Source organism: Ruegeria sp. TASC047, from assembly GCF_059612445.1.
The window spans coordinates 548329-560334 of record NZ_JBXWQP010000029.1; the positions used below are offsets into that span (position 1 = coordinate 548329).

Consider the following 12006-nt stretch of genomic DNA (forward strand, 5'->3'; position numbering starts at 1 on the left):
CCCTTACTCTTCATCCACGCCGTGTTCGGCGTCCAGCTTGTTCATGCGCCAGGCGTAGTTGAAGATCAGCACCAGAAAGACCAGGATCGATCCTTGCTGAGCGAACCAAAAGCCCAGATCAGTACCACCGACGGCGATGCCCGACAGCAGCGGACGCAGCAGGATGCCGAATCCAAATGACACCAGCGCCCAGATCACGAGGCTGATGTAGATGAGGCGCAGGTTGGCCTGCCAATAGCCCTTATCGGCTTCGGCTGCCTGCGCGGAGTTTGTAGATTGATCCGCCATTGCGGGTTCCTCCTTCGCTTCCTCGTTTGGCGGCCCGGTGCCCAACTCCTCCAGTGCGTCGGTCCGCTTCTCGACAATGCCCAGCACCGTGTGGTGTCAGGCAAAACTCCACAAGTCCGCCAAAGCGGTCTTTTGAAGTATTCTTTTTAGGATCAAAGCCTTGCGGCTTATCTCCTCCCCTTAACTCACCACGTCGCTGACGATCCCTTCGAGATCGCCCGCGATATCCTCGATCCTGCCCATGGCATTGATGCGTTTCAGAACACCGTGACCGTCGTAATAGGTGATCAGCGGCGCGGTCTGCGCATGATAAGCTGCCAGACGCGAAGCCACGGTTTCAGCGTTGTCATCCGCGCGGCGCTTGAATTCGGTGCTGCCGCACTTGTCGCACTTACCGTCTTCGGCAGGCTTCTTAAACTGGTCGTGGTACCCTTCACCGCAGCCCGCGCAGGTGTAGCGGCCCGAGATACGGATCACCATTTCGGCATCTTCCACTTCCAGGCTGATTGCTGCGTTGATCTTCTGGTCATTGGACGCAAGCAGACCGTCCAGTGCCTCGGCCTGAACCGTTGTGCGGGGGAACCCATCCAGAATGACACCCTCGGCGCAATCCGGTTGCGCCATACGGTCGCGCAGGATCGCAATGACGATCTCGTCACTGACCAGATCACCGGCTTCCATCACGGCTTTGGCGGCTTTTCCTGCGTCGGTGCCTGCGGCAACGGCTTCGCGCAGCAGGTCACCCGTGCTGAGTTGAACAAGTCCGAATTTCTCTTCCAGCATCCGGGCCTGCGTGCCCTTCCCGGCGCCCGGAGGGCCGAGAAGGATAAGTACTGCGGGTGTGGTGATCGTAGCAGTGTCCATCACATCCTCACTTGCCCGCGCGGTTTTCGATCAGGTCTTCGACCACCGACGGGTCGGCCAGTGTCGAAGTGTCACCCAGCGAACCGAAATCGTTTTCGGCAATCTTGCGCAGGATGCGACGCATGATCTTGCCCGAGCGTGTTTTGGGCAGGCCCGGGGCCCACTGGATCACATCGGGGCTGGCGATCGGTCCGATCTCGGTCCGGACCCAGGTGCGCAACTCCTTGCGGAGCTCTTCGCTTGGTTCACGGTCATTCATCAAAGTGACATAGCAATAGATGCCTTGCCCCTTGATTTCATGAGGATATCCGACAACAGCGGCTTCTGCGACGGCGGCGTGTGCTACCAGTGCGCTTTCCACCTCGGCCGTTCCCATGCGGTGGCCGGACACGTTGATCACATCGTCCACGCGCCCGGTAATCCAGTAGTCGCCATCCTCATCGCGACGGCAGCCATCACCAGTGAAGTAGTAGCCCTTGTAATCCGAGAAATAGGTCTTTTCGAACCGCTCATGATCACCCCAGACGGTGCGCATCTGGCCGGGCCAGCTGTCTTTGATACAGAGCACACCCTCGACACCATTGCCTTCGATCTCGACGCCGGACTGCGGATCCAACACCACTGGTTCGATGCCAAAGAACGGCTTCATTGCCGATCCGGGCTTCATTGCATGGGCGCCGGGCAGGGGGGTCATCAGGTGACCGCCGGTTTCCGTCTGCCACCATGTATCCACGATGGGACATTTGCCCTTGCCGACCACTTCGTTGTACCAGTTCCAGGCTTCGGGGTTGATCGGCTCACCCACGGTTCCCAGAGTGCGCAGATCGCTGAGGTCGCATTTCTCGACAAACTCTTTGCCCTGACCCATCAGGGCGCGGATCGCTGTGGGCGCGGTGTAGAACTGGTTCACCTTGTGTTTTTCGCAAACCTGCCAGAAGCGCGACGCGTCGGGGAAAGTTGGAACGCCTTCAAACATCAGCGTGGTCGCACCATTGGCCAGGGGGCCATAGACGATATAGCTGTGGCCGGTCACCCAGCCCACATCCGCAGTACACCAATACACGTCGCCTTCGTGATAATCGAAGGTGATCTCATGCGTCATTGCGGCGTAAACCAGATAGCCGCCGGTTGTGTGAACAACGCCTTTTGGCTGACCGGTTGAGCCAGAGGTGTAGAGAATGAACAACGGATCTTCGGCGCTCATTTCGGCAGGCGCGCAGTAGTCGTCCGCCTCAAGGGCCATTTCGTTGTAGTCAAAGTCACGACCGTCGATCCAGGTGGTCTGGCCACCGGTCCGTTTGACGACAAGGCACTTGACCGTATCCTTGCAGTGCAGCAGCGCCGCGTCGGCATTGGATTTCAGCGGCGTTTTACGCCCACCACGCGGAGCCTCGTCCGCGGTGATCACAACCTTGGCGTCACAGCCATTGATCCGGGCAGCCAGCGCGTCCGGCGAGAAGCCCGCAAAAACAATAGAGTGAATCGCGCCGATCCGCGCACAGGCCAACATGGCATAAGCGGCCTCGGGGATCATCGGCAGATAAATGACGACGCGGTCGCCTTTGCGCACACCCAAAGATTCTAGGATGTTTGCCATGCGGCAGGTGCGGCGGTGCAGTTCCGCGTAAGAGATATGCTGAGCCGGGTCATTTGGATCGTCCGGTTCCCAGATGATTGCCGTTTGATCACCGCGGGTTTTCAGGTGGCGATCCAGACAGTTGGCCGAGACATTCAAGGTGCCATCAGCATACCAGTTTATTCTAACCGAACCGAAATCGTAGTTAACGTCTTTGACCTGGGTGAAGGGTTTGATCCAGTCAACGCGCTTGCCTTGCTCGCCCCAGAATGCGTCGGGGTCACTGATCGAAGCGGCGTACATGTCGGCATATTTTTCGGCATCAACATGCGCACGGGCGACGGTTTCTGCGGATGGCGGATAGGTCTTGGCATCTGCCTGGGCAGCGGTGGTCATTTTTGAGGCTCCTCCCTCTGGACTGGATTGCGTTGGGACATTTTTTGCCACTTGGTCCGGCAATGTCGATCCCGTTCCTCCCCGAGTTCGAATATTACCGAGTTCTGAAAATAAATAAATAAATTGCCGGAATCCCTGAATTTATTTGTAAAGAAATTTCTAACTACGACCATATCTAGTAAAGAAAACGCACTAATTCCGTAAAAATCCATTTAAAATATATGGATAGGTGTAACACGTGTCCTACTTGCAGTTCCTAACACAAGTAGGTGTCAGTCCACGAATGTCGGGTTTTTCTACATGCGCAATCCAAGCGGGAACTGCTTCTGATACCAGCGGAAAACCAAGGCAGGGTTGGCACAGTAGAATGTTGGCGCTAGCTTGATCCTCAAGCGCCTCGGGAGGAGGCGCATCAATGGGAGATCAAATGATGAAAAAGATGTTGAGCGGCGCCGCTGTCGCCGCCCTGAGCTTTGCCTTTGTCGGTGAAGCTTTTGCTACTGAGTGGAACGCATCGGTCTGGGGCAAGCGTCGAGCCTTCACCGAACATGTTGAAAAACTGGCCGAACTTGTTAGCGAAAAAACCGGTGGTGAATTCACCATCAATGTCAGCTATGGCGGGTTGTCCAAGCCGCGCGAAAATCTGGACGGCATTGAAATCGGCGCCTTCGAGATGGCTCAGTTCTGTGCAGGTTACCACCGCGACAAAAACCGCGCGATTACCGTTCTGGAGCTGCCTTTTCTCGGCGTGAACAACCTGCAGGAGGAGGTGGCGGTCAGTCATGCGGTTTATGACCACCCCGCAGTCAAGGATGAGATGGCGCAATGGAACGCCCGCATCATCATGACCTCACCGATGCCGCAGTATAATCTGGTCGGCACTGGCGAGCCGCGCGATGAACTGGCTGATTTTGACGGAATGCGGGTCCGTGCAACTGGCGGTTTGGGGCAAGCCTTCGAGGCGGTCGGAGGTGTTCCGACTTCGGTCCCGGCAACCGAGGCATTCAATGCCATGGAATCCGGTGTCGTCGACACCGTGGCCTTTGCCCAGCACGCACATCTGTCTTTCGGGACAATCAACGAAGCCGACTGGTGGACGGCAAACCTGAACCCCGGAACGGTAAACTGCCCGGTCGTGGTCAACATTGACGCCTACGAGGCTCTGCCAGCCGCGCATCGCGAGGCGCTGGATAGCTCGATTGATGAAGCCATCGCACACTACCTCGCGAATTATGGCGGATTGCTCGAACAATGGGACAGCGTTCTGCAAGAAAAGGGTGTGCAGAAAGTCATGATCGACGATGCCGTGATCGCGGAGTTCCGCACCAAGGCAGCCGATCCGATCCGTGAAAAGTGGATCGCGGACATGACGGCACAGGGGCTGCCAGCGCAGGATCTTTATGATCTCGTGCAGATGACGCTGACGCAACAGCGCGGCGGCAACTGATCCTGAACCCGGGTGCCTGCCAGGCACCCGGTACACCAATATTGGGGAACACTGGAATGGCAGGACAGGCCACAGTGCTGGTGGACGGAAGCCGTCTGAGCCAGCTGGATCAGCAGTTGTTGAAACTGGAGCGTTTTCTCGCGCTCATCAGTGGTTTGGCAGTATTTGGCCTGATGGTCCTGGCCGTTATCTCGGTCAGTGGGCGCAATGCCCTGAATGCCCCATTGCCAGGTTATGTTGACTGGATCGAACAGGCGATGCCATTGATCGCATTTCTTGGCATTTCTTATGTTCAACGCGACGGTGGCCACATCCGCATGGACATCGTTTTGTCACGCCTTCACGGCAGATGGTTGTGGCTTTTCGAACTGGTCTCGGTGGTTTTGATCCTGCTTCTGATGCTTGCGCTAGTTTGGGGCAGCTGGTCTCACTTCGACCGATCCTTTGATTTGGGCGCACCATTTTGGAGCCGGGACAGTTCCATTGATATCGGAATTCCGTTGTGGCCCGCGAAACTACTGGCCCCCATCGCGTTTTCCGTTCTGTGTCTGCGGCTTGCCTTGCAGGTCTGGGGATATGGCCGCGCACTATGGCTGGGATTGGAAGCTCCGGTCGCCGTTCCGTTGATACAGGACGCGGCAGCACAAGCAGCGGCTGAGGCCGAACAGTTCGAAGGGCAGGACTGATTTATGGACACGATTGAAATTGGCCTCTGGGTCACGGGCGGGCTTCTGATCTTTGTCGTGGTCGGCATGCGCGTGGCCTTTGCTGCGGGCTTGGCCGGGCTAATTGGACTTGTTTGGATTTTTTGGGCCAAGTTTGGGTATGATCCGGCGCGGTTCGGTAAAGCGCTGACTGTTGCGGTCAAAACCGCCGGGCAAGTGCCGCATTCCAAAGTTGCCTCTCATACTCTTAGCCTGATCCCGACCTTTATCCTGATCGGGTATCTGGCTTATTACGCAGGTCTCACGCGGGCGTTGTTTGAAGCTGCCAAACGCTGGGTCGCATGGGTCCCCGGAGGGTTGGCGGTTTCAACCGTATTCGCCACCGCCGGTTTCGCCGCGGTTTCGGGTGCCTCGGTTGCCACCTCTGCCGTCTTCGCCCGTATCGCGATCCCGGAAATGCTGAAGGTCGGCTACAACAAACGCTTTGCTGCCGGTGTGGTGGCCGCCGGAGGAACGCTGGCCTCGTTGATCCCACCATCGGCCATTCTGGTGATCTACGCGATCATCGTCGAGCAGGATGTCGGGAAGCTACTTTTGGCGGGGTTCATTCCGGGTGCGTTTTCCGCGATCATCTATGCCGTGCTGATTGTCGGGATCGCCGTGATTTTCAAATCCGTCGGTCCCCCGGTCACAGGCTTTACATGGAAACAGCGCTTTTCGGCCCTTCCCGGAGCCATTCCTATTGTCGCCGTCATCCTGATCATCATCTGCTTTGTCTATAACCCATTTGGTGAAAAAGCGTGGGGCACGCCGACGGAAGGCGGCGCAATCGGCGCTTTCATTGTCTTCTGCTTCGCCCTGTTTCACGGGATGCGTTGGAGCGAGTTCAAATCCGCGCTGCTGGAGACGGCCAAGCTTACCGCAATGATCTTTTCGATCATCTGGGGCGTTCTGATCTATGTGCGGTTTCTAGGGTTCGCAGATCTTCCCGGCGCCTTTTCAGACTGGATAACCAGCCTTGAAATGTCACCCATGATGATCCTGATCTGCATTCTGCTGGCTTACGCGGTGCTTGGCATGTTCATGGATGCGATAGGAATGCTTCTTTTGACCTTGCCTGTTGTTTATCCGGCGGTCATGGCGCTGAACGGTGGTGAAACGGTCAGTGCTGCAGACAGTGCGTTTGGCATGTCCGGGCCGATGTGCGCGATTTGGTTTGGAATTCTGGTCGTCAAGATGGCCGAGTTTTGCCTGATTACGCCGCCGATTGGGTTGAATTGCTTTGTCGTCGCCGGGGTGCGCCCGGATTTGAGTGTTCAGGATGTCTTCAGGGGTGTGACACCCTTCTTCGTGGCCGACGCCCTGACCATAGCAATGCTTGTGGCATTTCCTGGTATTGTACTCTACCTGCCATCTCTTGCGGGGTAGGTAGGATGCGAGGCTCTGCCTCGCGCTCCGGGATATTTAGAGCCAGATGAAGAACGGATCCCCTGCTTCATCTGGCCAATAAATATCCCGGGGGAGGCGCCCGGCACGGGTGGCGGGGGCAGAGCCCCCTTAGGCGCGCCTAACCGGCCCGCATCAGCATTCCGAACAGGTCGCGCGGATCGTCCGGGTCGGCCAACATGTCCAGTGGCTCAAAGAATGCAGTGCCTTTGATCGCCTGCTTGACATAGCGTAGGGCTGAGAAATCTTCGATCGCGAAGCCAACACTGTCGAACAGGGTGATTTGGCGGTCGTCTGTGCGCCCTTTGGCAGCTCCGGTCATAACCTGCCACATCTCGGTCACGGGATGATCAGCATCCAGCGCTTGAATCTCGCCCTCGATCCGGGTTTGCTCGGGGTATTCGACAAAGATGTCCGAGCGCAGCAGGATATCCCGATGCAATTCAGTCTTGCCGGGACAATCGCCACCGATGGCGTTGATGTGGACGCCGGGGCCGACCATGTTGTCGGTGAGTATGGTGGCATATTTCTTGTCGGCCGTGCAGGTGGTGATGATCTGAGCGCCTTCAATAGCGTCTTCCGGTGTCTTGCATGGGATGACCGTCAGGCCTCTGCCTTGCAGGTTTGCGGTGCATTTCGCTGTTGCACCGGGATCGGTATCGTAAAGCCGGACAGTGTCGATCCCGCACATTGCCTTGAAAGCGAGGCATTGAAACTCGGACTGCGCCCCATTGCCGATCATGGCCATGGTGGTGGCATTCTTTGGGGCAAGATAGCGCCCGACCAGAGCAGACGTTGCCGCCGTGCGCAACGCCGTCAGCATGGTCATTTCGGTCAGAAGGGTGGGGTACCCAGTGTAAACATCCGCCAGCAATCCGAATGCGGTCACTGTTTGCAGACCCTCGGAGGTGTTTTTGGGATGGCCGTTCACGTATTTGAACCCATATGCCTCCCCATCCGAGGTGGGCATCAGTTCAATCACACCGTGGGGAGAATGCGCCGGAATGCGCGGGGTCTTGTCAAAGCTTTCCCACCGTTTGAAATCGGATTCCATCTGATCGGCGATCTGTACGATCATCTGTTCGACACCTATGTGGTGAATCAGCCGCATCATGTTGTCGACGGACACAAAAGGCACGAGCGCCTTTTCAGAAGGTTGGGTCATCAGAAACTCCGGGTGGGGCGGTCAAAGATGCGACGGCCCATAAGTGAGGCGGCCAGATCGACCATCAGTTTTGCGGTGCGGCCACGTTCATCCAGGAACGGGTTCAGTTCGACAAGATCCAGCGAACTGACCAGTCCGCTTTCATGCAGCAGTTCCATGACCAGATGAGCCTCGCGCTCGGTCGCACCGCCGGGAACAGTGGTGCCGACGGCAGGGGCTATGGCCGGATCCAGGAAATCAACATCCAACGAGACGTGGAGAAGAGCGTTTTCGGCTTTCACGCGATCCAGGAACGCCAGCAACGGCGCCTTGATCCCATGTTCGTCAATGCTGCGCATGTCGGCCAGCATGGCGCGGTCCTGTTCCAGCGCCAAACGTTCCGCCGGGTCGACAGAGCGCAGGCCGATCATGCCGACTCGATCGGTTGGGACGACAGCGGGTAAGGGCGGAAGCGCCTCGAATCCCGACCTTCCTGTGAAATAGGCGACAGGTGTGCCATGCAGGTTGCCGCTGTCTGAGCTGTCGGGGGTGTGAAAGTCACTATGGGCATCCAGCCACAGAACGAACAGTGGGCGGTCGACCTTAGCAGCATAGGCGGCCATCCCGGTCACGGTTCCCATGGACAATGCGTGATCGCCGCCCATGAAGATTGGAATGCCCTGTTTAGCTGCTGTCAGTGCGGTCATGCTCAGCGCTTGCGTCCATCCGACGCATTCGGGCAGCGCGAACAGGTGCGGATGCTCGGGCAGGTCCGTTTTTTCAGGTTGCACGTCGCCCCAATCGCAAACGGAGTGACCAAGATCGGCCAAGGCCTGATCCAGCCCAGCCACGCGATATGCATCAGGACCCATTCGGCAACCCTGACGCCGTTTTCCGGCGTCCATCGGCGCGCCGACTAAAATGATGTTTTTGCGTTCCATGTGGTTCATTTAGGCCGTCACTGTGTCTTGCGTGAAGAGCACAAAATGCTCAAAATGGATCATGAAACTCCTTAATGAGAAGGTAATATGGACGAATTGGATAGTCGTCTGCTGGGCGCATTGCAGCGTGACGCGCGCGCCAGCCTGTCAGAGCTGTCGGAAACGCTTGGTGTGACCCGCACTACGGTGCGCAGCCGTTTGCAACGGCTCAAGCAATCCGGAGAGATCGTTGGTTTTACCGTGTTGACGCGTCGGGATCTGGCGCAAAGCCCGGTACGTGGGCTGATGATGCTGGAAATCGAGGGGCGCGGCACCGAGCGCGTGATGTCCCGGATCGGAGCCATGCGGCAGGTCACGGCGGTCCATTCGACCAACGGCAGTTGGGATTTGATTGCCGAAATCAGTACTGAAACTCTGGTCGAACTGGACGAGGTTCTGTTTCATATTCGCAGGATCGACGGCGTTACACGTTCGGAAACGAACCTGCTGCTGTCAACACGCAAGGGGCGGCTCTAGTGCTTTGAGATGAATGCGACTTGTGCCAGAGTTTGTGAGTAGACAGGGTGCGACTTACCCTTAGGTAGGCCGCTTGCTGACTAAGGGTTCAGTATTTCCGGAAGGCTTGCGGCATGACCACATCTGAAAATGGTGACGAACCTTTGGCCGGACAGTGGGCCGAACGACTTGCTGATCTGCTGGAAAAACCCTGGCTGCGCATCGCGATACCGGTCGTTATTACCGGGATTGCCCTTTCGGTTTTGCACGATCTGTCGGCCCATGTGAAATGGTCGGATGTCCAGACCGATATTTCGGCGACATCATGGAAATTGATGTTTTTTGCGATGTGCTGGACAGCGTTCAGCTTTTTGTCGCTGTCGCTCTATGATGTGTTCGCGGTACAGAGCGTGGCAGATGGCAAGGTGCCGTTACCTGTGGCGGGGATGGCCGGAGCCAGCGGATACGCGGTGTCGAACTGCCTTGGGTTTTCCTACATCACGGGAACCGCGATCCGGTATCGGATATACGCGTCGCTTGGCTTGGACCTTGGCCGGGTGGCTGGCGTAATCGCGACCTCGTGGGTGGCGTTCTGGATGGGTCTGATCCTGATTTTGGGTTTGTTGCTGACCCTGCACCCGGATGGAATATCCAAGGTGATGCCCGTCAGCGAAACGGTCGAAACCACCATAGGATTGTGCTTGCTGGCTGCATTTGTCGCGATGTTCATTTGGCTGTCCAGCGGTGGCCGGCGGTTGGCTGTTGCGGGCGTCGGTTTCGATCTGCCCGGAGGGAAACTGGCGGGCCTGCTGACGTTGGCTGCCATTGGGGACCTGTTTGGCGCATCCATGGCGCTTTACGTACTGATGCCGGATGATCTGGGTGTCGGGTACCCGTATTTCTTCACGATCTATATCGCCGCCATTGCCGTTGGAATCCTGAGCCATGCGCCGGGTGGAATCGGCGTGTTTGAGGCGACATTGATTGCCGGTCTGGGGGCGTCAGGCCGTTCGGATGTGATTGCTGCGTTGCTGCTTTACCGGGTGGTTTACACTTTTCTACCATTTGCAGTCGCCAGCCTTTCCATTGCCGTTGCATCTGCCTTGACGCAAAGACACATGATCGGCGGTGCCGCCATCTGGGTCTATCGCGTGATCCGTCCCATGGTTCCGATGGTAGCGGCCGGGGTTGCCGCGGTGGCCGGGGTAATCTTGCTGGTGTCGGGCGCGCTGCCAGCGGGGGCGCAAAAGCTCAGCACGCTGAAAGATATGCTGCCGCTTTCGTTTGTCGAGGCTTCGCATCTTGCAGGCAGTGTCGTTGGGGTGTTGCTATTGCTGGTGTCGCGCGGGTTGTTCCGCAAGCTCTACCGGGCATGGGTCGTTGCGATGGTGTTGATGGGTGTGGGGTTCTTTGCGTCGCTTGCAAAGGGGCTCGACATCCACGAGGCGTTTTCGATGCTGGGAACGATTGGGCTGCTGGCTATGTTTCGTGGCGCGTTCTACCGGGTCAGTGGTGCGTCGATATTTCGGCTGAACATCCCATGGTTGATCAGTGTCGTGGTTCTGCTGGCAGTGATTTTCTGGATCGGGCTGTTTGCATATTCGCATGTCGAATACCAAAACGATCTGTGGTGGCAGTTTGCCTGGAACGGTGACGCCTCGCGCTTTCTGCGGTCTAGCCTTGTTGTGGCCGTGATCGTGGGCATTGTTGCCGTGAACTCTCTGTTCGGGCGTGAGATTCCGACACCACAGCGGGTTGAAATCCCAGAGGTTGTCGAGCGGCTGGTGATGGAGAGTGAGGATACGGAGTCGCAAATCTCGCTTACCGGTGACAAGCAATTCCTGGTTTCACCGGATGAGACCGCGTTTATGGCCTACGCAGACACGGGCAATGCGCTGATTTCAAAAGGAGAACCGGTTGGTGACGACAGGGCCGGGCAGCAACTGATTTGGCAGCTTCGGGAAATGGCGGATCGTGAAGGTAAACTCTGTGCGTTCTACAGTGTCTCGACCAAATATCTGCCGACTTTTCTGGATCTTGGACTGTCGATCCTGAAGATTGGCGAGGTTGCGCGGGTGTCATTGCACGATTTCTCGCTGGACGGAAAGTCGCGCAAGCGGTTCCGGCAGGCCAAGAACCGTGCTGAACGCGAAGGATATGTGTTCGAGATCATTCCGAAGGAAGAACTGAGGCCTCTGTTGTCAGATTTGCGTGGGATTTCAGACCGCTGGCTTGCGCAAAAGGCCGGTGCGGAAAAGGGCTTTGCACTGGGGGGATTTGATAATCAATACCTGTCCTATTTCGATCATGCGATCCTGCGTGATGGCAACACCGGCAAGATCATGGCCTTTGCCAATCTGTTCCAAGGAGGGAACAAGTCCGAGCTGTCACTGGACCTCATGCGTTATGAACCCGATAGCCCAAGTTTCGTCATGGACGCTCTTTTCGCCGACATGATGGATTGGGGGGCGCAGCAGGGGTTTCACTGGTTTTCACTGGGTGCGGCACCGTTTTCAGGGATCGAAAACCGTCAGCTTGCTTCGCTTTGGAACCGCATCGGTGGGTTCGTTTACGAACATGGCGAACAGTTCTACCATTTTGAGGGCCTCCGTGCGTTCAAGCAGAAGTTCGATCCGGAATGGAGCCCGAACTATCTGGCCAGCCCCGGCGGGCTGGCCGCGCCCCGCATCCTCTATGAGGTTAATATCCTGATCTCGGGCGGGTTGCGCGGGTTAACCAAGTAG

Annotated in this window: 10 protein-coding genes; 5 read left to right on the forward strand and 5 right to left on the reverse strand. The window is 57.0% G+C overall.

The window, feature by feature from the left end; genetic code table 11:
• Positions 1-3 precede the first annotated feature (3 nt).
• The 3 genes from AC2FLO_RS10510 to acs form a co-directional block, all read right to left on the reverse strand.
• Complete coding sequence (locus AC2FLO_RS10510) at positions 4-288, reverse strand: DUF4212 domain-containing protein (RefSeq protein WP_209504901.1); 285 nt, start codon at positions 286-288, stop codon at positions 4-6.
• 180 nt (positions 289-468) lie between these two features.
• The gene (locus AC2FLO_RS10515) at positions 469-1152 is read right to left on the reverse strand and encodes an adenylate kinase (protein ID WP_496752863.1); all 684 of its coding nucleotides are present in this window, start codon (positions 1150-1152) and stop codon (positions 469-471) included.
• A gap of 7 nt (positions 1153-1159) precedes the next feature.
• The gene (gene acs / locus AC2FLO_RS10520; protein WP_496752862.1) at positions 1160-3124 is read right to left on the reverse strand and encodes an acetate--CoA ligase; all 1965 of its coding nucleotides are present in this window, start codon (positions 3122-3124) and stop codon (positions 1160-1162) included.
• Between the two features lie 430 nt (positions 3125-3554).
• Between acs and AC2FLO_RS10525 the strand changes: the two genes are divergently transcribed.
• The 3 genes from AC2FLO_RS10525 to AC2FLO_RS10535 are packed head-to-tail and all read left to right on the forward strand — an operon-like array spanning position 3555 to position 6664.
• The gene (locus tag AC2FLO_RS10525) at positions 3555-4571 is read left to right on the forward strand and encodes a C4-dicarboxylate TRAP transporter substrate-binding protein (RefSeq protein WP_480583824.1); all 1017 of its coding nucleotides are present in this window, start codon (positions 3555-3557) and stop codon (positions 4569-4571) included.
• A gap of 56 nt (positions 4572-4627) precedes the next feature.
• Positions 4628-5257: a TRAP transporter small permease gene (locus tag AC2FLO_RS10530; protein WP_480583827.1), complete on the forward strand. Its 630-nt coding sequence runs from the start codon at positions 4628-4630 to the stop codon at positions 5255-5257.
• A gap of 3 nt (positions 5258-5260) precedes the next feature.
• Entirely contained in the window at positions 5261-6664 is a 1404-nt protein-coding gene (locus tag AC2FLO_RS10535) for a TRAP transporter large permease (protein ID WP_480583830.1), read from the forward strand.
• A gap of 139 nt (positions 6665-6803) precedes the next feature.
• Here AC2FLO_RS10535 and ocd read toward each other — a convergent pair whose 3' ends face one another.
• Together ocd and rocF are read right to left on the reverse strand one after the other, a co-directional pair.
• Positions 6804-7847, reverse strand: coding sequence for an ornithine cyclodeaminase (gene ocd / locus AC2FLO_RS10540; RefSeq protein ID WP_496811674.1), 1044 nt, complete (start codon positions 7845-7847; stop codon positions 6804-6806).
• Positions 7847-8767, reverse strand: a complete 921-nt coding sequence (rocF, locus tag AC2FLO_RS10545) for an arginase (protein ID WP_496752860.1) — start codon at positions 8765-8767, stop codon at positions 7847-7849. Before rocF ends, ocd begins: the two co-directional genes overlap by 1 nt.
• A gap of 87 nt (positions 8768-8854) precedes the next feature.
• Here rocF and AC2FLO_RS10550 point away from each other — a divergent pair, with 87 nt between their 5' ends.
• Both AC2FLO_RS10550 and mprF read left to right on the forward strand, forming a co-directional pair.
• Positions 8855-9283: an Lrp/AsnC family transcriptional regulator gene (locus AC2FLO_RS10550; RefSeq protein WP_496752859.1), complete on the forward strand. Its 429-nt coding sequence runs from the start codon at positions 8855-8857 to the stop codon at positions 9281-9283.
• A 113-nt stretch (positions 9284-9396) separates the two neighbouring features.
• Complete coding sequence (gene mprF / locus AC2FLO_RS10555) at positions 9397-12006, forward strand: bifunctional lysylphosphatidylglycerol flippase/synthetase MprF (RefSeq protein WP_496752858.1); 2610 nt, start codon at positions 9397-9399, stop codon at positions 12004-12006.